This is a genomic window from Paenibacillus sp. KS-LC4, assembly GCF_036894955.1.
GTDB lineage: Bacteria > Bacillota > Bacilli > Paenibacillales > Paenibacillaceae > Pristimantibacillus.
Genome location: NZ_CP145905.1, coordinates 2,041,761 through 2,066,384 on the forward strand (window position 1 = coordinate 2,041,761; position 24,624 = coordinate 2,066,384).

Here is a 24,624-nt window from a genome sequence, read left to right on the forward strand (position 1 = left end):
CATCATGGAATCGAGATTGCGTCAGCAAGGCGTACACTATCAATTGACGACAGAGCAGTTAATGGAACAAGCGATTAAACGCGGCGAAGGAACGATACTGGAATCGGGAGCGCTGCGGGTGCTGACGGGGCAATATACAGGCCGTTCTCCGAAAGATAAGTTTATTGTATGCGAGCCATCTTCGCTGCCGCAGGTGGCTTGGGGCAAAGTAAACCAGCCAATTTCTCCAGACCATTTTAACCAATTGTATGAAAAAGCAAAGCGTTATATGGAGCAGCAAGAGCTGTTCATCTTTGACGGCTATGCAGGAGCGGATGAAGCGTACCGTCTGCCGATTCGCGTTATTAATGAATTTGCCTGGCATAATCTATTTGCCCGCCAGCTGTTTATTCGCCCAAGCGAGGAGCAGCTTGCCTCCCACAAGCCTGCTTTTACAGTCATCGCCTTGCCGGGGCTTAAGGCAGATCCTGCATGTGACGGGACATCATCGGAAACGTTCATTTGTATTTCTTTTGAGCAAAAAATCGTGCTGATTGGCGGAACGGAATATGCTGGCGAGATGAAAAAGTCGATATTCAGCGTGCTTAATTATTTGCTGCCCTTGCAGGGCGTTCTACCGATGCATTGCTCGGCGAATGTAGGAGAGCGCGGCGATACGGCGCTGTTCTTCGGACTGTCGGGTACGGGCAAGACGACGCTTTCTGCTGATGCTTCACGCCGCCTCATCGGGGATGACGAGCATGGCTGGTCGGAGGATGGCGTGTTCAACTTCGAAGGCGGCTGCTATGCGAAATGCATGGGGCTGAGCGAAGAGAAGGAGCCGCAAATTTGGCAGGCGATTCAAGGTGGAGCCATACTGGAAAATGTAGGGCTGGATGCGAAAACAGGGCAGCCCGATTATTGCGATAATTACCTGACGGAGAATACGCGTGCAGCTTATCCGCTCGAGCATATTCCAGGAGCGATACTGGCTGGAAAAGCAGGCCATCCACAAGTTATTTTGTTTCTGACCGCTGATGCTTACGGCGTGCTGCCGCCAATTTCCAGGCTGACGAAGGAGCAGGCGATGTATCATTTTCTATCGGGATATACATCCAAGCTTGCGGGTACGGAGCGAGGGATAACTGAGCCGGAAGCGACGTTCTCCGCTTGCTTCGGATCGCCATTCCTGCCGCTTACGCCAAGTGTATATGCGGAGATGCTCGGTGAAAAAATTGCCGAGCATGATGCCAAGGTGTATTTGGTGAATACAGGCTGGTTCGGCGGGGCCTATGGAATAGGACAGCGGATGAACCTGCGTTATACGCGGGCAATGGTAACAGCAGCGATTGATGGCAGCCTGGAGCAGGCTGAATTTATAACTGACCCTGTATTTGGCCTGAGCTGCCCGTTGACCGTAAAAGGTGTTCCGAATGCTGTGCTCCTGCCCCGCGAAGCATGGCAGGATAAGACGGCCTATGATCAGCAGGCAGCCAAGCTTGCTGCACAGTTTGTGAATAATTTCCGTAAATTTACTAGCGTAAGCACGGCTATTGCCGCCGCTGGTCCGGTGGTGCTTCCGCATTAGAACGGATAGAGAAGCGGGATAGTTATGAAAACAAAGGGACTGCTTGCAGGCTGTAAAAGCCTGCAAGCAGTCCCTATTATATTTTCATCTCGAAACGACAGCTTTGCTGCTATGGGAGGGCGACGGTCGTTTCATCTTTCATCATGTGTCTATTTCGAAAGCGCTGCTAGTTTATCCTAGCATGGCGGCTTGCCGCTTATACTGATCCTCCAATACGAGGCAGGCCATAGCCTCCACAACAGGCACAATTCTCGGACAAATGCATGGATCATGCCGTCCCTCCGTCCTAATTTCCTGCTCCTCGCCGTGGACATTGATCGTTTGCTGCGGGACCGAAATGGAGGAGGTCGGTTTAACGCTTATCCGAAAAATAATATCCTGTCCCGTGCTGATGCCCCCTATGATGCCGCCCGAATGATTGCTGAGAAACCCGTCGCCGTTCATCTCGTCATTATGCTCGCTGCCCAGCATGGAGGCAGCAGCAAATCCAGTGCCAAATTCAATGCCTTTCACGGCACCAATCGACAGCATCGCTTTCGCAAGCTCCGCGTCCAATTTGTCAAATACCGGTTCTCCCAGACCAGGCACTACGCCGCGAATTCTGCATTCTACAATGCCGCCGCAGCTGTCGCCAATGGCCGCGAGTTGTTCAATTTTACGTGTCATTTTTGCTCCAGCAGCAGCGTCGCATGCACGAACCGCATTTTGTTCAATGACGGCTTCATCGAAGGTTTCGCATTCAATGCCTCCGATGGCCTGCGTATAGGCGAGCACCTGCACGCCTCTTTGCTCCAGCAGCCTGCGGGCGATAGCGCCGCCGGCTACTCTGCCCGCTGTTTCTCTGCCGGAGGCCCGGCCACTGCCCCGATGGTCGCGAATGCCATACTTTTGCAAATAGGTGAAATCGGCATGGCCGGGGCGAAAAGAATGCTGGATGTCACTGTATGCATCTGGTCTCATATCCTGGTTATGCAAAATAACGAAGAGTGGTGTCCCCGTCGTTTTCCCCTCAAACATGCCCGATAAAATATGAACGATATCATATTCCTTGCGCGGGGAGGTGACGGACGATTGCCCAGGCTTGCGTCGATCCATCTGCTGCTGAATGTAAGCTTCATCGAGTGCAATGCCCGGTGTTACACCATCAACAATGACGCCAACCGCCTCGCCATGGGACTCGCCGAAGGTTGTGATTTTAAAAGCTTCTCCGAATGTATTTCCTGCCATTATAGATCATCCTCTACATGTAATCATTTATTTGAAAGCCTAGTGCTGCCAATTGCTCAAAGTAATGCGGGTTTGTTTTGGACACACAGCCCGGGTCGGAAATTTGTAGATTAGCAACTTTCGAACCTATTAAGGAAAGGGCCATAGCCATGCGATGGTCATCGTGACTATTTAATAGAGCGGCTTGTGGTTTGCTAGGAAAAACAGTTAGTCCATCTTCAAATTCCAATACGTCAATGCCGAGCTTGCCCAATTCCTGGCAAATAGCAGCTATCCGGTCACACTCGTGATGTCTGATATGAGCAGCATCTTTAAGCGTAATGGGGCCATCTGCAAAAATAGCAAGGACAGCGAGCGTCAGCGTTTGATCCGACCATTTTTGCATGCTGACGGTAAAGCCGCCCTTCAAACGCTCTGCCCCTTGGACTTCAACAAAGGTTTCGTCGCGGACAATGGTACATCCCATCTGCTCCAGCACGCCGAGCATTGCAATATCTGGCTGGCTTGTATTGCTTGCGTCAATGCCTTCCGTTCTTATGCGCCCTGCGGTAAGCGCGGCAAGCGCCCAGAAATAGCAGCAGGTGGATACATCCGGCTCCAGCGCGATGGAGCGGGCTTCATATTTTCCTGTAGGTATCGTAATACAGGGGTCGTCTGTGTCCAGAGATGCAATAGGCGCCGCACCGAAGAAAGCCATCATGGCAAGCGTCATTTCGACATAGTCTTTTTGCACAACTTCCCCATCTATGCGCACGGTAATTGGCGCTTTCGCATAAGGGGCGGCTAACAGCAGACCGCTTATGAATTGACTCGATGTAGAGCCAGGCAGCAGCACCGTCCCGCCTTGCAAGCCATTAGCCCGAAGCACGAGGGGGAGCGAATGCTCGGCTTGCTCGTATTCAAACGTTGCTCCTAAATGCGTCAGTGCATGGAGCAAGGGAGCAAGCGGCCGCTCGTGCAATCGCTTAGTGCCCTTAAGCGCCCAGGCGCCAGCTCCAATGGCCAAAGCTCCGGGCAAAAAACGCGCAATCGTGCCAGCTGCTCCGACGTATAGCTCGCCTGACGAAATAGGCCAGCTTCCGCCACAGCCATCGACATAAGCGGTTTCTCCTTCGATCGTTATGTTTACCCCGAGCTGCTTTAATGCGGCAATGCACCAATAGGAATCATCGCTTAATAATAAACCGTCAATTTGCGATCTTCCTTCGGCAAGCGCGGCTATAATGAGGGCGCGGTTAGTTAAGCTTTTGCTTCCCGGTATGCGCACGGTTCCATGTAAGGCTTCGCTTGGAGGATTCAAGGTCACCTTTTGTTTGTCGCTATGGGCCGACCAGGGGGAACGTGCAGCTAGATCAGGCTGGCCTCCGTCCATATTTCCACCTCTTTTGTTTTTTTGTATACATCCGATTATAATGAAGAAAATGAAATAAGTGAAATTGGATTTTATTTAAAATGACATAGAGGTGATCTATAACATATGTTTAATCTGGAATGGTATCGGATTTTTCTGCATACTGCACGCTGCAAAAATTTAACAAGAGCGGCGCAGGAGCTGCACATTACGCAGCCATCGGTCAGCTATGCGATTAAGCAGATGGAGGAGGCTTTGCAGCTCAAGCTTTTTCATCGGCTGTCGAAGGGCGTGGAGCTTACCGAAGAAGGGAGAGCGCTGCAAGGTTATGTGGAGCAATCCTTTTCTATGCTGGATTCTGCCCAAAAGCATTTGCACAATATGAAGCTGCTTAGCGAGGGAGAAATTCGCATTGGGGCGAGCGACTCGCTAATTAAGCATCTTTTGCTGCCGCAATTAAATGACTTTCATCGCGATTACCCGGGTATCCGAATTCGTCTTTCGCATGGGAAAACACCCGATATTACGCAGCGCTTAAGGGAAGGAGAAATTGATTGTGCAATTATTCATCTGCCTATAAACGATTACCAGCTGAATGTTCAGACGCTTGCGGTGCTGGAGGATTGCTTTGTAGTCGGAGAAGCTTATGCGGAGTTAGCCCATTCCTCAGCAGCGAATGGTGCCTTAACGATGGAGCAGTTGGCTGAGCTTCCGCTCTTGTTATTATCTTCCGGCAGCAGTACGAGGGAGTTTGTTGAGCAATGGTTCGCGGGCAAGGGACAGGCAGTAGAGCCGGATATCGAGCTTGGGAGTATTGATTTGCTCGCCCAGTTTGCAAGGCTCGGTTATGGGGCCGCCTTCATAAGCCGTTCTTTTGTGCAGGAGGAATTGAATAATGGCAAGCTGTATGAGGTCTTTGTAGAGGAGCCGCTTCCCCCTCGCAGCATCGGGCTTGCCGTACGGCAGGATAGGAAGCTGTCGGTTGCAGCTGAGCGCTTCGTCGAAATGTGCCTGCCGGCTGTCGATGAGGAGCATTAAATAAGCTCTGGTTAAATTAAAGTCGCCAAGCGTATCTGTTGCAACACTTGGGTAAATCCGAATATGTTCCATCAGCATCCGTACATCGTTCATGGCGCATGTCGGAGTGAACGATGTACCATTAAAGAAAAAGCGTCCTCTGCCAACTAGTATGGTAGCGGCTCATGGGACGATGACCCTATCCATAGAGGACAGAAATGGTGGACATATGAGCATAGCAAGCAGACAGCTTCCCCGAAAACTGACGATTACGATGTGGGATTTTTCTTGGTATACGATGACGACGCCGGGTGAGCCTTACAGCGATTTAGCTGCAAGGTATAAAGAGGCGGTAGAGCGGGGCTACAACACGATTCGTATTTGTGCGATGCCGCTCATGCTGTTTACAGAATCGGGCGTTCGCCCTGGGCCGCTGCGCTTTGGCAATTTGGGCGAGGTGGGACAGCGGACACGCTGGTACAATTGCAAAGGCGGGGCAGAGCTGGACGGGCATGGACAGCTATTGGAGCTGTTCAAGCAAGCGAAGGCTCACAACTGCTACATTATTCTCTCCTCGTGGGAATACCAGCAAAGTCCAAGCTTTCTGGCGGAGCCCTATTTGCGCGATTTGCTGGCGGACATTCCGCCAGACCAGCGTTTTATGGCGCTGGCAAAGTCGATGGATCAGCTCATTCAATATGTAAAGGCAGCGGGCTACGGCGAGCAAATCGCTTATGCCGAGCTGCATAATGAGGTCGAATTTGGCCAACTGACCGATATTGCCACGGAGCAGGGCGTTGCCAGCTCGAATACGCCGAGCCTTGTGCAGATTATGCAGCCCTATATTGAAGAAGCGATTGCATTTCTTCGCGAGCAGCATCCCGAGCTGTTAATGACGGCAAGCTATACGCTGAATGAGGCTTACCCGAAAGCTTATGTGGCGCGAAATTTACAGGTGGCTCATTTTCATCTGTATATTAAAGGCGTGTTGCAGGAGCTGATGGACCGGACGGGCATCGACAATGAAGCGGTGCCGTTTCCAAATGAGCTCGTGCAATCGCTGCTCCGTGAGGATGCGCCGCCGTTTGAGAGCTGGCAGCTGCCGGCAGGCCAGGAATGGCGGATGCAGGGCAATCCGGTCGGCATGAAGCTGCTTTATCTCCATGATTGGGCCGACCCGGAGCAATGGGATTTGTATTTGTATGACCATTATGGAAGCCATAAGCTGGCGATGCTCCAGAAGGCGGATTTCCGTTTTGAGGAGCTGCATGAATGGGCGGGGCAAACAGAGCTTCCTATCGTCATTGGGGAAGGCTACGTGGGCTACACGCCGCTGCATGCGGGCTTTGAGGAAGGGCCGGTCGGCAAATTCATTGCCGAGTATGCGATTCGCAAAGGGATGAAGCTGGGCTTCTGGGGCATGGTGCTCTGCTCCAACTGTGCGCCCCATCATCCGTTCTGGAACGATATTGCATGGCAGCAAAAGTGGAATCGGTTTATTTTGGAATCGGAATAAATGAATACGGCAAATATAGCTCAAGAAAAATCAAATAGGGCGGGATAAAGGCTTCTTTTTCAAGCATGCCGAGGCATGCGGGGAAAGAGGCTTTTTCTCACTCCTATTACACGCCTAATTGCTATTATCGGTATAGATGAATGCAAGTGGCCATGGCCGCTGGCTGGAGCGCTCAGGTTCACAGTTTTTTGCATGCGGACATTCAAAATAACGGATTTCCATATGAAAATATATCCATTTTATATAGTGCTTGGATTATATTTTATGTGCTAAAATGAAAGCGTATACATTTGGAAAGGAGTGGTTGATCATCCATATTTATATGCTAAGTGCTTGAGTTATATCATTCCAATTGAGGAGGGTATTCATTTGATCAAACATTCGATGCGCAAGCTGGGTACGCTGGCCCTGGCGGTCACCGTTGTAGCCGGCACCGTAATAATCGGAAACCCGCTAGAGGCGCAAGCAGCACCAAGTGAAGCGTACACATGGAAAAATGTAGTGATTGGAGGGGGAGGGGGCTTCGTTCCAGGCTTTGTGTTTAATAAAAAAGAGCCCGGACTGCTGTATGCCCGTACGGATATAGGCGGTGCTTATCGCTACAACGAGTCGACAGGCAGCTGGAAGGCACTGCTTGACCACGTGGGCTGGGATGAGTGGGGGAAGACCGGCGTCGATGCACTGGCAACCGATCCGGTTGATCCGAATCGTCTCTATATTGCGGCTGGCTCCTATACGAATAGTTGGGACCCGAATAATGGCTATATTATGCGCTCCATGGACAGAGGAGACACCTGGCAGGAAACGGAGCTGCCTTTCAAGATAGGCGGCAATATGCCGGGGCGTTCTATGGGCGAGCGGCTGATGATTGACCCGAATAAAAATAACATTATTTATTTTGGCGCACGCAGCGGCAATGGTCTATGGAAAAGTACAGACTACGGTGTGACTTGGAGCAAGGTGACGGCATTTCCGAATCCGGGTAATTTTGTCGAGGACCCGACTAATGAATACACGGCGGATATTATGGGACTCGCATGGATTACCTTTGACGAATCGACGGGCTCTCCGGGAACGGCGACGCAGACGATTTACGTCGGTGTAGCGGATACAGCGAGCAGCATCTATCGCAGTACGAATGGGGGAGTAACCTGGTCGGCCGTTGCCGGACAGCCAACAGGCTATTTGCCGCATCATGGCGAGCTGGATTCGAATGGGCAGCTGTATGTTACTTATAGCAATGGAATTGGTCCCTATAACGGCACGAAGGGCGATGTATGGAGATTGAATACAGCGACGGGCGTGTGGACGAATATTAGCCCTGTGCCTTCAAGCAGTACGGATAATTATTTCGGCTATGGCGGCCTTGCGGTTGATGAGCAGAACCCGGGTACGCTAGTCGTCGCAACGCTCAATTCCTGGTGGCCGGATGCAAACCTTTATCGCAGTACGGATAGCGGGGCAACATGGAAGCCGATCTGGAAGTTTACGTCTTACCCGAACCGTGATCTATATTACACGCAGGATATTTCGGCTGCGCCATGGCTCGATTGGGGCGTGAGTAGTACTCCGCCGGAAGTATCGCCTAAGCTGGGCTGGATGATTGGCGATATTGAAATTGATCCTTTTGACTCTGACCGCATGCTTTATGGTACAGGCGCAACCGTATACGGCACAACGAATTTGACGGATTGGGATAGCGACGGCAAAGTGGCGTTGTCTGTTATGGCGACGGGCATTGAGGAGACATCTATCAATACGCTGGTTAGCCCGCCAAGCGGTGCTCATCTCCTTAGCGGTATAGGTGATATATCAGGCTTTAAGCATAATGATTTAACGGCAGCGCCTGCAAAAATGTTCACCGGTCCAAGCAGCACAACAAGCTTAGACTTTGCCGAGCAGAGTCCCTCATTTATCGCACGTGTCGGACATGCAGACAAAGGAAAATATCCGAATGAAAAATCAATTGCTCTGTCCTACGATGGCGGATCGAACTGGTTTAGTCCTAATGCAGAGCCATCGTCGACAGCGGGCGGCGGCATGATTGCCGTAGCTGCTGACAATAGCTCGCTCGTATGGAGCACATCGGATGTCGGCGTTTATTATTCCAAAACGACCGGAAATTCATGGACCGCAAGCACCGGCGTTCCAGCTAAAGCAAGCGTAGCTGCCGACCGCGTTAACAAAAACAAATTTTACGCTGTAGCGGCAGGGAAATTCTATGTGAGCACTGATGGCGGTGCGACATTCACAATGACCGCGGCCGCTGGCCTTCCTGCGCAAGGCAATACGAAATTTAAAGCGCTCCCAGGAGTGGAAGGCGATATTTGGCTGGCTGGCGGCAATGAGGACAGCGGCGTATACGGGTTATGGCATTCGACGAACTCGGGAGCATCTTTTACGAGGCTGAGTAACGTTGAGGAGGCAGATGTCGTCGGCTTCGGCAAGGCGGCACCGGGCCAGACCTATCCTGCGCTTTATGTATCGGCGCAAATCGACCAGGTCAGAGGCTTTTTCCGTTCGGACAATGGCGGCTCAAGCTGGGTAAGAATTAATGATGATCAGCATCAATATGCATATACAGGTGAAGCGATTACCGGTGACCCTCGCATCTATGGACGTGTGTATGTCGGCACGAATGGTCGCGGTATTTTTTATGGGGATACGGTAAATGGTCCAACACCAACACCGACGCCAACAGCGACACCGACGCCGACAGCAACACCGACGCCGACAGCAACACCGACGCCAACGGCGACACCGACGCCGACAGCGACGCCGACGCCAACAGCAACACCGACGCCAACACCGGCAGGCAGCTTTAAAGTGCAGCTGTATAACGGCGTTACAGCGGCAACGTCCAACACACTGAATCCACAAATCAAGCTGGTTAATACAGGCACAAGCTCACTGAATCTGGCGGATGTGAAGCTTCGTTATTATTACACGATTGACGGCGAGCAAGCTCAAAGCTTCTGGTGCGACTGGTCGACCGTTGGCAGCTCCAACGTCCATGCTTCCTTCGTCAAGCTGTCGACTGCTGCAACGGGAGCAGACTACTACGTTGAAATTAGCTTTGCCAGCGGAGCGGGGTCTGTTGCGGCAGGCCAAAGCATCGAGCTGCAAACGCGGATTTCGAAAAACAATTGGAGCAACTACACCCAGACTGGCGACTATTCATTTAATTCCAGTTCGACTAGCTACGTAGACTGGGACAAAGCTACTGGCTATTCAGCCGGCAGCCTGCAATGGGGTATAGAGCCATCTTAATTTGAAAAAGAGTAGGGGCTCATGCGCCGTTTCAAACGGTGCATGAGCTTTTTTGACATGCGCTGCGCTGCTACTATATTGATCATCATAGGAATAGAATAGAATAGAATAGAATAGAATAGAGGCGACGATTCGACTAGCAACGAGGCGATACCCTGTCGCAGCGGCTTACTTATATGGGGGGAGGTGCCGTCGTAATGACGACTCTTTCTTTTTCTATTTTTTCTACTAATATGTTCAGAAAAGGTTCAGAATAATAGTTATAATAGAAATATAGAAACGATTATGATAGCTTGCATGAAGAAGCAGTGCCTGGTGAGTTCGACTCAGCAGGCTTTACATCGTATAGGCGATATATAAGAGACATCGTAACGCTGCGGGGAGAGACTATGAATGCTTAATCGAACGAACATCGGCATGTTCCTGATGATAATAGGAATTATGGGCACAATTTTCGCGCTTATTTTCTATACGGTTACAGATAAACAGGATGTGCGTGCTGTAAATGGCGTGTTGGACTTGAGTAACTGGAGTTTTGTAGAAAAGGGGGCAGTGAAGCTGGATGGCGAGTGGGAGTTTTATCCTAACCAGCTGCTGACTCCAAAAGATTTTGTCATAGCTAGCCAGATGCCGCAGGAGCAGGCTCCACCGAGCAAGCTGGTAAACGTGCCGGGTAAATGGAATAGTTATTTGTCTGGAGAAGGAGGCAAGTCGGGCATTGGCTACGGCACTTATCGCTTAAAGATTCAGCTTCCCAGCCATTTACGGGAAATATATGGGGTGTATACCTCAAGCATACGCATGGCCAATCGCATTTATTTAAACAATCAAATGATCGGCGCCAGTGGTGCCCCAGCTGCAATTGAGTACGATGGCGTTCAGAACAATGTGCCTTATATTGGTCTTGGCTCGGTTGCGGGCGATTCGGTCGAGCTTATTGTGCAGGTGGCAAACTACAGCTATGCTACAGGCGGCATTATTTATTCCATTACCTTTGGAGACCAGCATACGATTATCAAAAACAGAGAGATGGATATGCTGCTGGGGGTGCTGACGCTTGCTGGATTTTTAATTCCAGGCTTATTTTGCTTGCTGTTATATGTGCTTAGAAAACAGGAAAAGGGGCTGATGTTTCTCGGGCTTTTTTGCCTCTCATCCCTGTTTTTTATGATGACCCAGGGGGAAAGGCTTATTTTTCAGCTTATTCCTGATCTGCCATATTCTCTGGTGCTGAAGCTGCAGCCGATTTCATCGGTGTTCGTGTATTATTTTTTATTATGCATTGTGAATGAAATGCTGCCAGGCATCGTTCATCCCAAAGTGATGCGGTTGTTAAAATGGCTTGCGGGAATCACCATTTTGCTGGAGATCATTGCGACGCCATTATTTATATCGAAGCTGGAAGTATTAATTATGGTTCAAGGTTTGTTGATGATTGTTTATTATATTTATGTCATTATCCGCGGGGTAGGAAGCAAAGCGTATACGGACCCCTACTGGTTTTTAAGTCTTCAGAGTATCGTCATGATGATGCTTGCTTCCATGATGCGGGCCTATGGAATTTTGGAAAGCACTATGCTCATTTCCTTCGAAATGCTGCTGTTTGTGTTCGCTCATGCGGGCTTGTTCGCAAAACGCTTTACCGAATCGATTCGTGAGGTGGAGCAGCTTTCGGAGAAGCTGCTGACGCTTGATGGGCTCAAGGATGAATTTATGACGATGACCTCACATGAGCTGAGAACACCGCTGCACGGGATTATTAATATGGCAGCCTCTATGCTCGAAGGTGCTGCCGGGCCGCTGAACAATACGAAGCAGGCGGAGCATTTATCAATGATTGTCTCAACCGGCAATCAGCTGTCCGCGCTTATTCAGGACATTTTGGAATTTGCAGAGCTGCGTGGCGGTGTAATGAAGCTGGCGAAGCGGAAAATTTATTTTCAGCCCGTGCTTCATGCGGTTGTGGAGGTTGTGGAGCATTTGCTCATCGACAAGCAGGTGCAGATTCAGCAACGGCTGCCCGCCAATTTGCCTTTGCTGGATGCGGATGAGGATCGACTCCGGCAAATTTTGTATAACCTGCTGGGCAATGCAGCGAAGGCGACCCTTCAAGGGACAATTACAATTAGTGCAGTGACACAGGCGAATAAGGTGAGGGTGGACATTTCGGATACAGGAATGGGCATGTCGCCCGAGCAATTGGAAACGATTTTTCTTTCTGAACGTAAAATAAAGGCGAGACAGACGGTCTTTCAAGGCTCCGGCTTTGGGCTGCGTATTACGAAGCAGCTAGTGGAGCTAGGTGGGGGAACCATTAGCGTTCATTCTATTGCGGGAAGTGGGACTACATTCAGCTTTACAATACCGATTGCACAGGGCCAGCAAACAGACGAGGCCGATATCCCTTATCAGGAGCAGGCTGCCGCAATGGAACTTACGGCTATGCTGAATATACCGCCGCCCGCTGCTGAATTCCGCGTGCTCGTCGTTGACGATGATCCGATTAATTTGCAGGTGCTCATTAATTTGCTTTCCATTGAACGCTGCGAGGTAACGGCGGTAAGAAGCGGGGATGAGGCGCTTGAAGAGGCGCTAGCTGCTCCAGCCAAATATGATTTGGTCATTACGGACTGGATGATGCCGAAAATGTCGGGCATTGAGCTGTGCCGCAAAATCCGCGAGCGCTTCCTGCTGTCGGAGCTGCCCGTGCTGCTGCTCACAGCCAGAACGAAGCCAGAGGATATTAAGCTCGGCTTTGAGGCAGGGGTCAACGATTATATTGGCAAGCCCGTTGATGCAGGCGAGCTGCGTGCAAGGGTTCAAACGCTGCTGACGCTTCGCAAGTCAGTTAAGCTGGCCGTACAGGCGGAAATGGCATTTTTGCAGGCGCAAATCAAGCCCCATTTTTTATATAATGCCTTGAATACGATTATAGCGATTTGTCCGGTAGATCCGTATAAAGCAATGGAGCTGCTGATCGAGTTAAGCCAGTTTTTGCGCAGCAGCTTTGATTTTCACAATCGCGATAAAATGACGACGATTGAACGAGAGCTGGAGCTGGTGAAGTCCTATTTGACGCTGGAAAAGGCGCGCTTTGATGAAAGGCTTAAAATTGAATACGAAATTAGCTGTGATGAGCTTGCGCTTATACCTCCGCTGACCATTCAGCCGATTGTGGAAAATGCGGTTAATCACGGCGTTATGAAAAAAGAAGAAGGCGGTACCATTAAGCTGAAAATTTCTGAAGTGGATAACTGTATTATGGTTCTTGTTGAGGACGATGGTGTAGGCTTTTCCCCTGAACGATTATCGCAGGTGCTTTCGGACAAAGGAACGGGCCGCGTAGGCTTGAGCAACATTCATCAAAGGCTGGTTAATTTATACGGCAGCGGTTTGGTCATTGATGGACAACGGCAGCGCGGAGCGGAGGTAAGCTTCCGCTATCCGAAAGAGCTGCGAGGAGGCGTGTATAATGAAGTATGAAGGGAGTAGGTGGCGATGAGAGTCATTTTAATTGATGATGAAAAGCCGGCGCTCGCTCACATTGAATGGTTGTTCGAGCGGGACGGACGCTTACAGGTGGCAGCAAAATTCACCTCGGCCAGAGACGGCATTCAAGATGTTCGGAACACTCCTGCCCAGATCGTCTTTCTGGATATTAATATGCCGGGGCTCAATGGGCTGGAGGCGGCGGAGCATCTTCGCAGCATTAACCCGGATATCCGTATCGTATACATAACAGCCTATTCGGAATATGCAATTGAAGCGTTTGAGCACAATGCACTCGATTATTTGCTTAAGCCTGTGCATCCTGAGCGGTTTAAAAAGACGATTACCCGCATTATGGAGGATTACAGTCGGGGCAAGCCGGAGAAACAGACGCTGCCAGGCAGGCAGGTGCTCTGCTTCAAGCGGCTGGCGTTTCATGACGATGGAAAAACGAATACGAGCCTTAGGCTGCGGACGCTGAAAGCGCAAGAGCTGTTTGCTTTTTTACTGCATTATAAAGACCAATGGGTCGCCAAGCAGCAGCTTCTGGACACACTATGGCCCGATTCGGATTACGAGAAAGCGATGATGCTGCTCCATACCTCCGTCTATCAAATTCGCAAGCTGATGAAAGATTGGAAAGTAGAGGCGCTCGTGGAGTTTGCGCTTGACAGCTATCGTCTTACAAGCAACGGATTAGAGCTGGATGTCGAGCAGTTCGAGCTTGGAGCTGCCAGGTTTCGCATAATTGATTCGGAGCAGCAGCGTATGGCGGCAGAGCAGACGCTTAGTCTTTATGCCGGGGACTATTTTGAAGAGCATGATTTTCTATGGGCTCGGCAGCGCAGGGATGAGCTTAGAGTGAAATATGTCCGATTAGTTCGCAGCCTTATCGACTATGAGATAAACGCTGGTTATGAGCAGGATGCGCTTAAGAGACTGCTGCTTCTACATGAGCAGGAGCCTTATTCGGATGAGCTGTGCCGGCAGGTTTTAAACCTGTTTGGTCAATTGGGCGAACAGGAGGCACTGGTCCTATATTATGAAGATTTTGCACGATTGCTTCTTGAGGACTTAAATTGTGAGCCGGAGCCAGAGACGAAGCTTGTTATAATGCAGCTTAAAGGCGCCATATAAATTAAATTAAAATAAAATGGCGGTTCAGTTGGCTTTGCCTTTCTATTATCGAATGGCTGAGCGGCTGAGCCGCTTTTTTAATATTTGTACTAGGATGAGCATGCAAACGTAGGGCCCTTCCTGCTGCTCTATGCTTAGTGTCTATTCTAGGTCTAGGCCAATCTCCTATTAACATTCAAGGCTTAAGGAGCTACAGCATACGATTGTTGCTGATCACAGTTACTGAGAACACAGTTGCAGATAGCAATATGGCTGACACTACAGTTGTTGAGAATACTGCTGCTGAGATCACGCAGCCTTGGAAGCTCGTTCCTTTTTTGGCGGACTGAGGTTCCGCTATTCTGGCTTTTAAATCCATTTCGGGCCTTAAGCGGACAGGAGATTCACTATTCCCTTCATAATCCTCTCAAAATGACGATGGGCAGCGCATTAGCGGCTCCTGAGTCCGAAGCCTGTGCCAAAACCAGTGATTTGGTTGAAATAGCGGCTGCTGTGTCCTCCGAGCTATATCCTCCGAGTTGTGTCCACCAAGTCTACCTTTGTATCTTCGTACAAGGAGCAAGCCCCAGAAAAGAGCAGCAAGAAGTTGCCGTGTTGTGCCAATCCCTGTAGGTAGAGGGAAGACGTTTGAACGCTGACTACTATCGGAATCCAGCTCGCTTGCGTATGCGGACACACCGTAGAATAAGTTTGAAACGGGTACAATACAGATAAAATGCCTATACTTTTGGATAAAATGTCTAGTTTTTAATCAAACAGCTCTGTTTTTTGGCATGGTTTATTTTGAGGAATTCCCTATAATTGGAGAAGTATTCACCATACAGGCAGAGTACCGAGTGTGTTTTAAAATATAAGCCTATATAAGTATCACTCTTATTAGGGGCGTATATTTCACCCTCGAAACGGCAGCTTTGCCGCCCTCTGGCGGCGACAGTCGTTTACACTTGGCAGATTTGCCTATGATGGAAAGCGCTTTATTTCTATGGGGGAGATGCTGAGCCCTCAGGCGAAAGACAGCGTACACACCTAATTTCAGGGAGGTAATAACGGGAATGCAAATGCGCAAGAAGGGGAAAGGAACCGCAGCAATGTCGAAGTTCCTGTCATGTCTATTGGCACTTACTCTCTTAATCCCAGCCTTTTCTATGCCTGCAGCAGCCGCTGATTCGGTGCTGGTATCCGATGATTTCAGCAGCTATGCACTTGGCAATCTAACAATTGGAAGCGGTAACACTTGGACAAAGGAGGGCGCTGCTCCGGCTTTTGTAGTCAAGCACAATTCTGTTACCGGCTCTACTTATGGAGCGATTACAAATGAATCGACCGGCTCCTCCTATATCGGTCAACGATTTGCCGGAGAAAGCGGCGGCTTAATCGTTGAGTTTGATGTCAACCTTCCAACGAGTAAAGGCGGCTTGCTGTGGGTCATGGATGGCAAGGTGAATGCTACGAGTGCTGCCGCTGCCCGCTACCAGTTGGATGCTGGCGTCATCAAGCAGCATAATGCAGCTGTGGATAAGCAGCTCGCTTATGATGTGACGCATTGGTATCGCTTCAAAATGGTATTTAATGTGCCGAGCAAGCAGTATAATGTAAGCGTTACCGATTTGACGACGAACGCGACGGTAAACTGGCCGTCTGCCTTTTACAGCAACCGGGAACGGATCAGCAGCTTTGGCTTCTATGTCAACCCGAATGGCGGCCAAATCAATGTGGCGAATGTGCGGGTAACCGCGCTTGACGTGAAGCTGGCTGGCTTAGTACTGGGCTCAAGCGACTTTGCACCTGTGCTTAATCCGCCGTTTGATCCAGGTGTATACGATTATTCGGTAGAGGTGCCGTATTCAGCTGCATCGGTGGATGTAACACCAACAGCAAGCAACGCTGGATTGGTCGGATTGAAAGTGGATGCGGGCGCGATTGCCAGCGGACAGAAGAGAACCATTCCTTTGACGGGCGACGAGACGGAATTTGGCGTTTCAGTAACCTCGTCCGCCTATACGGATATTAGCCGTACGTATAAGGTGAAGGTCAATAAGCTGGAAAAGTCGCCTAATGTGACGTATGTCGTCAGCGAGGCGCATGATGAGACAGTCAAAATCGGCTGGGAGCAGCCTCAGGACCCAGCTTTTAAGGAAACGCGCGTTTATTTGAAAAATGAAGACGCTTCCTTGACACTGGTCGATACGGTGCCAGCAGGCAAATACATTTCGACAATAGCAGGGCTTGCGAATGGCACGACCTATTCATACGTCGTTAAAGGTGCATATGAATATGCGGGAGAAGCGGTTAGCGAGTCAAGCGGCGTGGAAATTAGCGAAACGCCGATTAAGCTTGCTCCTCGCCAAATGGAAGCGCTAGACCGCGGCCTCGTTGCGGTGAAGGAAGCCGAGCATGTGTATGTAGGCTGGCGCCTGCTGGGCACCGATGCGGAGGATATCGCATTCAATCTGTACCGCGACGGCGTGAAGCTGAACAGCACGCCAATTACAGGCAGCACCAACTATGCGGATGCGAGCGGCAGCAGCAGCTCAACTTACTATGTTCGAGCCATTACAGCTGGTATGGAGCAGCCGCAATCCGAAACGGTAGAGGTGTGGGATACGAATTATTTAAATATTCCGCTTGAGAAGCCAGCAGGCGGCGTAGCCCCAGATGGCGTAGCTTATACGTATTCGGCGAATGACGCTTCCGTTGGCGATTTGGACGGAGACGGGCAATACGAAATTATAATGAGCTGGATGCCGAGCAATGCGAAGGACAACTCACAGGCTGGCTACACGGGCAATGTGTATGTTGATGCTTACAAGCTCGATGGCACACGCCTGTGGCGAATGGATTTAGGCAAAAATATGCGAGCAGGCGCCCACTATCTCGACATTATGGTCTACGATTTGGATGGTGACGGCAAAGCCGAGGTGACGTTCCGCACGGCGGATGGCACGATTGATGGAAGCGGCGTCGTCATTGGCGATGCCCAGGCGGATCACCGCAATGCCAGCGGATATATTTTGACCGGACCGGAGTTCCATACGGTGTTTGAAGGCGCGACAGGCAAAGCGCTGGCAACGGATGCTTATGAGCCGGAGCGGGGAAATGTTGCGGATTGGGGCGATGCTTACGGCAATCGCGTTGACCGTTTTCTTGCGGCGATTGCTTATCTTGACGGCGAGCGCCCAAGCATCGTGATGCAGCGTGGCTATTACACGCGGATGGTGCTTGTCGCTTATAACTATCGGGATGGCGAACTGACGAAGGTGTGGACGTTCGATTCCAAAACGCCAGGCAATGAAGCCTATTACGGCCAAGGCAATCACCAGCTTAGCGTCGCTGATGTGGATAATGATGGCCGGGATGAAATTATTACAGGCGCGGCAGCTATTGACGATAACGGAGACGGGCTGTGGAGCTCCAAGCTCGGCCATGGCGATGCGATGCATCTGAGCAATCTTAACCCGGATCGTCTGGGACTGGAATTGTTTGCGGTGCAGGAGGATACTGCCGTTAAATATTCCTACGATATGAAGGATGCAAGAACAGGCCGTGTATTATGGGGGCAGCTGCAGCTTGGCATTGATGCTGGTCGCGGTTTGTCGGCAGATATCGATCCAAGGCATAAAGGCGCGGAATCATGGGCAATCGACGGTGCCTGGAACAGTACGACGGGTGGACTGTTTAACGCTAAGGGAGAGAAGCTGTCCGCGAGCATCCCAACGTCCAACTTTGCTATTTGGTGGGATGGCGACCTGAGCCGCGAGCTGCTTGATCATAATTGGCTCGGCGATCCGCGTGTAGGCGTTCCGAAAATCGACAAGTGGGACTACGAGAATGAAGCACTCGTCAATTTGGAAACCTTCGCAGGCACTTATTCGATTAATGATACGAAAGGCAATCCGAACCTGCAGGCTGATCTATTCGGAGACTGGCGCGAAGAGGTGGTGCTGCGGACAGAAGACAGCAGCGCGCTGCGCATTTATACAACGACAGCTGTCACCGAGCATCGGATTCATACGCTCATGCATGATCCTGTCTACAGACTTGGCATCGCATGGCAAAATACGGGCTACAATCAGCCGCCGCATACGAGCTTCTATTTAGGCACAGATATGGAGATGCCGGATCGGCCAAATATTCGTACCAATGCCATTGCAGCGACAAGCCTTAGCATTTCCGCTCCTTCGCAAGAGGTGACGGCAGGAAAACAGTTGCAGCTGAACCCGGTATTTTTGCCAGCTGCGGCAACCAACAAAGCCGTAACTTGGACCGTTGCAGCTGAAGATGGCTCGGCAACAACGCTTGCAACGATTCATGCAAATGGTATGCTGTCAGCAGTAGCGGCAGGCAAAGTAAAAGTAGTAGCGAGAGCAAATGATGGCTCAGGTGTGAGCGGCGAGCTTGTCGTGACGATTTCTGCTGTTGGAACCGTGAATCCAGGAACAGGCTCGGGCTCAAGCGGAACGGATACGACGACTCCCCCGACGCAAGCTACCGCTCCCGCCAATGCAGTGCTTAAGCCGGCCGTTACAGTAGACGGTGGCGGCAAAGCATCGGCAGAGGTGACTCCGGCTGAGCTCTCGAAGGGACTCGACGATGCAGCTGGCAACAAGCTTGCGATCAATGCGGTGCCAACGGGTGCAGCAAGCTCCGTTCAAGTAACGCTTCCAGCGCAGGCGCTGAAAGCGGCGTCCGGCAAGCAGATAAGCCAAGTAGAAGTGAATTTGGGGCTGGCGAGCATAACGCTAGATACGGCCTGGCTTTCGAAGCAAATAGAGGCAGGAGCTGGTAAGCTGGAAATTTCCGCCGCTGAGGCTGATATAAGCAAGCTTTCCGCCGAGGCGAAAGCACAGCTAGGGAGCGCAAAAGCTTATGATTTGACATTGACGCTTGATGGCAAAGCAATTACTTCTTTTGCAGGCGGTGTTACCGTTGTATTGGATTACAATTTGCAAGCAGGAGAGAGCCCGAATAAAGTGGTCGTCTACTACATTGATGATCATGGCGAAACGCAAATTGTGAAAAATGGGAAGTATGCGGCGGCGGGGCACGTCACCTTTAAACCAGAGCATTTCAGCCAATATGCAGCAGCTCACGTCAACATTCAATTCAATGATATTGAGCGTGTAGCATGGGCAAGGGACAGCATTGAATCGCTCGCTGCCAGAGGCATTATTAATGGCATGGGCAATCAAGCCTTTAAGCCGGATCAGCAAGTTACGCGTGCTCAGTTTCTGAAAATGCTGCTGCAAGCGTTCGATTTGGAGCAGGCGGATGCGGCAAGCACGTTTAGCGATGTGCAGCCAGGCAGCTGGTATTACAGCTCCGTGGCAAGCGCGCAGGAGCTAGGCATTGTTGAAGGCAACGCAAATGGCACCTTTGGCTTCAATGATGAAATTACGCGTGAGGATATGGCCGTTATGGCCCATCGCGTTATTCAGAAGCTTGAGCTGAAGCTGAATGCTCAGGGACAGCCAGGTGATTTCAAAGACAGCTCGGCGATTTCCAGCTACGCGAAGCAGGCAGTAGATGCGATGCAAAGTGCAGGCATCATTAAGGGGACGGGCAATGGCAGCTTTGAGCCGAAGAGCCATGCAACGCGGGCACAAGCGGCCGTTGTCATTAACCAGCTGCTTGGGACGAATAATTAAGCAGGCTGAAATCAAGGAATATAGTAAAAAGGATATGGACTGTACAATAGTGGAGGAGGCTGCGCAGCGATGCGCAGCCTCTTTACTTTTTTTGAAAACTAGCCTAATTCGGTTGAAGGAGTGGGGATTGGGCGATGAACGCAGTCTGGGGAAGCGAGCTGATGCTGTTCCTCATGCTATAGTTCGTTGTGCTGACAAGAAGGCTAACGTTCGAGCTGCTCCGCCGTCATCGGCAGCTGCCAGTCAATGGCCTCGCTGCCGATGCTGTGAAGGAAGGCGTTGGCGCGGGAAAAGGGCTTGCTCCCGAAAAATCCGCGCTCCGCTGAATAAGGGCTTGGATGGGGAGAAGCGATCAGATGGTGCCGCGTGCGGTCTATGCGGGATGCCTTGTCTTGAGCGTGCTTGCCCCACAGTATAAATACGATGGGCTGCTCCCGTTCGTTCAGCGCCTCAATGATCCGGTCGGTAAACCGCTCCCAGCCGATGCCTTGATGCGAGCCCGCGCTGCCCGCTCTTACGGTAAGCACGGCATTGAGCAGCAGCACGCCCTGCTTGGCCCAAGAAGCAAGACAGCCGTGAGCGGGAGGCGTGCAGCCAAGATCATTGGCAAGCTCCTGATATATATTTTGCAGCGATGGAGGAATGCGCACGCCCGGCTGAACAGAGAAGCTAAGGCCATGAGCCTGGTTAGCGCCATGATAAGGGTCCTGTCCCAAAATGACGACCCGTGTATTTTTAAACGATGTATAATGAAGGGCGTTATAAATATGATGCATATTGGGATAAACGGTCGTCGTACGATATTGCTGGGCGAGATGAGAGCGCATTTCCCGGTAATAGGGCTCCGCAAGCTCGGCGTTCAACAGCTCCGCCCAATCATTATGAAAAATAGTCGCCAAGGTAAAATCCTCCTCATTTGCTTATAATTTTTATTTTAGCATAAATCAAAAGATGCATAAAAATAGCCCGGACTACGGAAGCTCAGCATGTGATTGTGGCTGCCTCTTGCTGGAGCGATGCTTGTTGTTGAAACGAAGTGTATATAGCTGCTAGTAAAATATTTGGGAAAGGGGCATTACCTTTTTGATGATTTAGATTACTATAGTTAATTCTTTGTTGCGGGTAAATCGTCTACAATAGGTTTTGTAAGCACTTACAAAAAAGAATGGTTACAGGAGGTCAAGCATGATTAAAAACAAAATTGGTATCGTAACGGTTCTTTCCCTGTCGCTTATCTTTGGGGGATGCTCGGCGCAAGGAAGCAATGATCAGCCCGCGGCTCAAGCTAGCACAGATAGCAGCGGCGGCAGCAACAAAAAGGTTGAACTAAGAATGACATGGTGGGGCTCGCAAACCCGTCATGATCTAACTATTAAAGCGCTTGAGCTGTTCCAGCAAAAACATCCTGATATTGTAATAAAGCCGGAATATTCCGGATGGGATGGTTATTTCGATAAGCTGTCCACACAGGTAGCTGGAGCAAACGCGCCTGACCTCATCCAAATGGATTACGCCTTCCTGACTGACTATGCAAACCGCGATGCGCTGCTTGATTTGGATACGTATACGCAAAGCGGCGACCTGAAAATTGATAAGCATGATCCAAGCATGATCAAAGCGGGCACCGTAAATGACAAGCTTTATGCGATCACGCTTGGGGTGAATGCACCTGGCATTGTATACAGCTCGAAGGTGTTCAAGGAGCTGAATATTGCTGACCCGGACACAAGCTGGACTTGGGAGGATTTCGCAAAAATCGCTAAACAGATTAGAGAAGCGAAGGGCGATGCCTTTGTCGGATCGGCAGATAATTCCGGAACGTTTAACATTTTTGAAATTATGGTTCGTCAAAGCGGCCGCAGCTTGTTCAAGGATGGGCAGCTAGGCGCGACGAAAGAGGACTTTACAAACTGGTTCACGCTGTGGCAGGAAATGCGCGACAGCGGCAGCATTACTTCGCCAGAAGCAACGGCTGCGATGACGAATGCACTTGAAACACGCCCGCTCGCTTTGGGAACAGCAGCGATGGACTTTATTTGGTCGAACCAAATTATTGCTTTCCAAAAAGCACTGAAGGATTCAACCGACCAGCTTAAAATTCAAGTGCTGCCGCATTTGCCGGGTGAAGTGAAAAGCGGAGAGTACCTCAAGCCAGGTCAATTTCTGTCCGGTTATTCCAAGACGGAGCATCCGAAGGAGGTCGCAATGGTTATCGACTTCCTCGTCAATGATCCAGAAGCGACAGCGATTCTCGGCTCGGAGCGCGGGGTGCCGGTTAACTCAGATATTCGGGAGAAAATGGCAACGACGCTATCCGATACTGACAAAATGATTTTCAACTTTGTAGACACGGTATCCAAAGACAAAAGCGACATTGATCCGCCGTATCCGCAAGGCTACTCGGAAGTGGACAAAAGCTTCAAAACGCTCAGTGAGCAAATCGCGTTCGCTCAAGGCGAGCTTGGCAGCAACATCGACCAGTTTATGACTAGCGCTAATGCGTCGCTCAGCAAAAGCAAGTAATAGAAAATAGGAATAAGAGCCAGCGGTGCTGCCTGCAATAAGCGGCGGCTCCGCTGGAATAATGGGAAGAGGGGAATCCGCGATGACAGCACCATCTATGACGAAGCCGCCAAAAAGCAGCAAACGGGCAAAACGATCGGCAGCCAGCCAGCATAACCGCGCTGCCTTGCTTTTTCTAGCGCCATGGCTCATCGGCCTGATTTGCCTGACGCTCGGCCCGGTGCTCGCGTCGCTCTATTTTTCACTTACGGATTACAGCATTCTGGCAAGCCCCAATTGGGTGGGACTCAGCAATTACACGGAAATGTTCACAACGGATAAGCTGTTCGGAACGTCGCTTAAGGTCACTTTCACTTATGTATTCGCATCGGTGCCGCTCAAGCTGATTTTCGCTCTTGGCGTTGCGCTGCTGCTTAACAAAGGAATCAAGGGTCTAGGCATTTATCGGACCATCTACTATATCCCCTCCTTGCTCGGGGGCAGCATTGCGATATCCATGTTATGGCGGAAAATGCTCGGCGGCGACGGCCTGCTCAATCAGGTGCTGCTGAAGGTAGGCATTCAAGCGCCAGATTGGGTAGCGAATCCTAAATATGCGCTGTATTCAATCGTATTGCTCTCAGTATGGCAATTCGGCTCATCCATGATTATTTTCCTATCGGGACTTAAGCAAATTCCGTCCGATTATTACGAGGCTTCATCCGTAGATGGAGCAGGGAAAATTCGCCAGTTTTTTAATATTACGCTGCCGATTTTGACGCCGGTCATTTTCTTTAATCTCGTCATGCAAATTATTACGTCGTTCCAATCGTTTACACAGGCCTTCGTCATCAGCAACGGAACTGGCGGCCCGCTGAATTCAACGCTTATGTATTCGCTTTATTTGTACAAAAAAGGCTTTGCTTTTTTCCAAATGGGCTACGCTTCGGCGATGGCTTGGGTGCTGCTGCTCATTATCGGCTGCTTTACCTTCATTATATTCCGCTCCAGCAGAGGCTGGGTGCATTACGAGGACGGGGGGAAATAGACGATGGTGGATACGCTTCGTAGAACAGCTTGGCTCAGACATTTGGCGATTTTGCTCATCGCCTTCGTCATGCTTTATCCGGTGCTGTGGTTGGTCGGAAGCTCCTTCAAGCCGAACAATGTTATTTTTTCAGAAATTGGCATTTGGCCGCAGGAATGGGTTTGGGGCAATTATTTTGCGGGGTGGAACGGGATTCAAGGTAATCCGTTCTCGCATTTTCTCGGTAATTCAATGATTGTGTCCATCGGAGCGGTAATCGGCAATGTACTGTCTTGCTCGATGGCGGCTTATGCCTTCGCTCGTCTCGGCTTTCGCTTCAAGGCGCTTGCCTTCGGACTGATGCTGCTGACGATTATGCTGCCGCATCATGTGACGCTCATTCCGCAATATATTTTGTTTAATCAGCTAGGCTGGGTCAACAGCTTCCTTCCGCTGATCGCGCCAAAGTGGCTCGCGACCGATGGCTTCTTTATTTTTCTAACGGTGCAGTTTATTCGCGGCTTGCCCAGAGAACTGGATGAAGCAGCGACGATTGACGGCTGCGGGCTCATTCAAATTTACTGGCGCATCATTTTGCCGCTCGCGGTGCCAGCACTCATTACGACGACGATTTTCACCTTCCTTTGGACGTGGGATGACTTTTTCAGCCAATTGATTTATTTGAGCGATGTATCGAAGTTTACGGTTCCGCTTGGGTTACGGCTATTCCTTGATTCCAGCTCGCAATCGGACTGGGGTCCAATGTTCGCGATGTCGGTGCTTTCGCTGCTGCCTTGTTTTATTATTTTCATCATCTGTCAAAAATACTTTGTAGAAGGTATTGCGACCTCCGGCATTAAAGGGTAAGCTTCACTT

At 50.4% G+C, this 24,624-nt stretch carries 13 protein-coding genes; 10 read left to right on the top strand and 3 right to left on the bottom strand.

What is annotated here, in order from left to right; all coding sequences use genetic code 11:
• The first annotated feature begins 4 nt into the window (after nucleotides 1-4).
• Nucleotides 5-1,567 carry a phosphoenolpyruvate carboxykinase (ATP) gene (gene pckA, locus V5J77_RS08810; protein WP_338556652.1) on the top strand — a complete coding sequence of 521 codons (1,563 nt, stop codon included), beginning with the start codon at nucleotides 5-7 and terminating at the stop codon, nucleotides 1,565-1,567.
• Nucleotides 1,568-1,738: 171 nt separating this feature from the next.
• On the opposite strand, the gene aroC is transcribed toward pckA, so the two are convergent.
• On the bottom strand, nucleotides 1,739-2,794 hold the full coding sequence (gene aroC, locus V5J77_RS08815; RefSeq protein ID WP_338555399.1) for a chorismate synthase: 1,056 nt from the start codon (nucleotides 2,792-2,794) through the stop codon (nucleotides 1,739-1,741).
• Nucleotides 2,795-2,807: 13 nt separating this feature from the next.
• A complete protein-coding gene (aroA, locus tag V5J77_RS08820; RefSeq protein ID WP_338555400.1) occupies nucleotides 2,808-4,166 on the bottom strand; it encodes a 3-phosphoshikimate 1-carboxyvinyltransferase in 1,359 nt (452 codons plus the stop codon).
• Nucleotides 4,167-4,271: 105 nt separating this feature from the next.
• Between aroA and V5J77_RS08825 the strand changes: the two genes are divergently transcribed.
• The 6 genes from V5J77_RS08825 to V5J77_RS08850 all read left to right on the top strand — a co-directional run bounded on the left by V5J77_RS08825 (nucleotide 4,272) and on the right by V5J77_RS08850 (nucleotide 20,219).
• Nucleotides 4,272-5,183 carry a LysR family transcriptional regulator gene (locus tag V5J77_RS08825; RefSeq protein WP_338555401.1) on the top strand — a complete coding sequence of 304 codons (912 nt, stop codon included), beginning with the start codon at nucleotides 4,272-4,274 and terminating at the stop codon, nucleotides 5,181-5,183.
• A 208-nt stretch (nucleotides 5,184-5,391) separates the two neighbouring features.
• Nucleotides 5,392-6,678, top strand: coding sequence for a cellulase-like family protein (locus tag V5J77_RS08830; RefSeq protein WP_338556654.1), 1,287 nt, complete (start codon nucleotides 5,392-5,394; stop codon nucleotides 6,676-6,678).
• A 384-nt stretch (nucleotides 6,679-7,062) separates the two neighbouring features.
• Nucleotides 7,063-9,948 (top strand): cellulose binding domain-containing protein, encoded by a 2,886-nt coding sequence (locus tag V5J77_RS08835; protein ID WP_338556657.1) that lies wholly within the window; start codon nucleotides 7,063-7,065, stop codon nucleotides 9,946-9,948.
• A gap of 393 nt (nucleotides 9,949-10,341) precedes the next feature.
• Nucleotides 10,342-13,431 (top strand): ATP-binding protein, encoded by a 3,090-nt coding sequence (locus tag V5J77_RS08840; RefSeq protein WP_338555402.1) that lies wholly within the window; start codon nucleotides 10,342-10,344, stop codon nucleotides 13,429-13,431.
• A gap of 15 nt (nucleotides 13,432-13,446) precedes the next feature.
• Nucleotides 13,447-14,574, top strand: coding sequence for a response regulator (locus V5J77_RS08845; protein ID WP_338555403.1), 1,128 nt, complete (start codon nucleotides 13,447-13,449; stop codon nucleotides 14,572-14,574).
• A 1,052-nt stretch (nucleotides 14,575-15,626) separates the two neighbouring features.
• The gene (locus V5J77_RS08850; RefSeq protein WP_338555404.1) at nucleotides 15,627-20,219 is read left to right on the top strand and encodes an S-layer homology domain-containing protein; all 4,593 of its coding nucleotides are present in this window, start codon (nucleotides 15,627-15,629) and stop codon (nucleotides 20,217-20,219) included.
• A gap of 203 nt (nucleotides 20,220-20,422) precedes the next feature.
• Here V5J77_RS08850 and V5J77_RS08855 read toward each other — a convergent pair whose 3' ends face one another.
• A complete protein-coding gene (locus V5J77_RS08855; protein WP_338555405.1) occupies nucleotides 20,423-21,118 on the bottom strand; it encodes a uracil-DNA glycosylase in 696 nt (231 codons plus the stop codon).
• A gap of 286 nt (nucleotides 21,119-21,404) precedes the next feature.
• Here V5J77_RS08855 and V5J77_RS08860 point away from each other — a divergent pair, with 286 nt between their 5' ends.
• The 3 genes from V5J77_RS08860 to V5J77_RS08870 all read left to right on the top strand — a co-directional run bounded on the left by V5J77_RS08860 (nucleotide 21,405) and on the right by V5J77_RS08870 (nucleotide 24,615).
• Nucleotides 21,405-22,742 (top strand): extracellular solute-binding protein, encoded by a 1,338-nt coding sequence (locus V5J77_RS08860; protein ID WP_338555407.1) that lies wholly within the window; start codon nucleotides 21,405-21,407, stop codon nucleotides 22,740-22,742.
• Between the two features lie 97 nt (nucleotides 22,743-22,839).
• Complete coding sequence (locus tag V5J77_RS08865) at nucleotides 22,840-23,769, top strand: sugar ABC transporter permease (protein ID WP_338556659.1); 930 nt, start codon at nucleotides 22,840-22,842, stop codon at nucleotides 23,767-23,769.
• A gap of 3 nt (nucleotides 23,770-23,772) precedes the next feature.
• The gene (locus V5J77_RS08870; RefSeq protein WP_338555409.1) at nucleotides 23,773-24,615 is read left to right on the top strand and encodes a carbohydrate ABC transporter permease; all 843 of its coding nucleotides are present in this window, start codon (nucleotides 23,773-23,775) and stop codon (nucleotides 24,613-24,615) included.
• The last annotated feature ends 9 nt before the right edge of the window (nucleotides 24,616-24,624 follow it).

Bases quoted from the DNA above. Each gene is read 5' to 3' on its own strand.
- V5J77_RS08860 (WP_338555407.1), top strand. From the start codon at position 21,405: ATGATTAAAAACAAAATTGGTATCGTAACGGTTCTTTCCCTGTCGCTT.
- V5J77_RS08830 (WP_338556654.1), top strand. From the start codon at position 5,392: ATGAGCATAGCAAGCAGACAGCTTCCCCGAAAACTGACGATTACGATG.
- V5J77_RS08865 (WP_338556659.1), top strand. From the start codon at position 22,840: ATGACGAAGCCGCCAAAAAGCAGCAAACGGGCAAAACGATCGGCAGCC.
- pckA (WP_338556652.1), top strand. From the start codon at position 5: ATGGAATCGAGATTGCGTCAGCAAGGCGTACACTATCAATTGACGACA.
- V5J77_RS08845 (WP_338555403.1), top strand. From the start codon at position 13,447: ATGAGAGTCATTTTAATTGATGATGAAAAGCCGGCGCTCGCTCACATT.
- V5J77_RS08840 (WP_338555402.1), top strand. From the start codon at position 10,342: ATGCTTAATCGAACGAACATCGGCATGTTCCTGATGATAATAGGAATT.
- V5J77_RS08825 (WP_338555401.1), top strand. From the start codon at position 4,272: ATGTTTAATCTGGAATGGTATCGGATTTTTCTGCATACTGCACGCTGC.
- V5J77_RS08870 (WP_338555409.1), top strand. From the start codon at position 23,773: ATGGTGGATACGCTTCGTAGAACAGCTTGGCTCAGACATTTGGCGATT.
- aroC (WP_338555399.1), bottom strand. From the start codon at position 2,794: ATGGCAGGAAATACATTCGGAGAAGCTTTTAAAATCACAACCTTCGGC.
- V5J77_RS08835 (WP_338556657.1), top strand. From the start codon at position 7,063: ATGCGCAAGCTGGGTACGCTGGCCCTGGCGGTCACCGTTGTAGCCGGC.
- V5J77_RS08850 (WP_338555404.1), top strand. From the start codon at position 15,627: ATGCAAATGCGCAAGAAGGGGAAAGGAACCGCAGCAATGTCGAAGTTC.
- aroA (WP_338555400.1), bottom strand. From the start codon at position 4,166: ATGGACGGAGGCCAGCCTGATCTAGCTGCACGTTCCCCCTGGTCGGCC.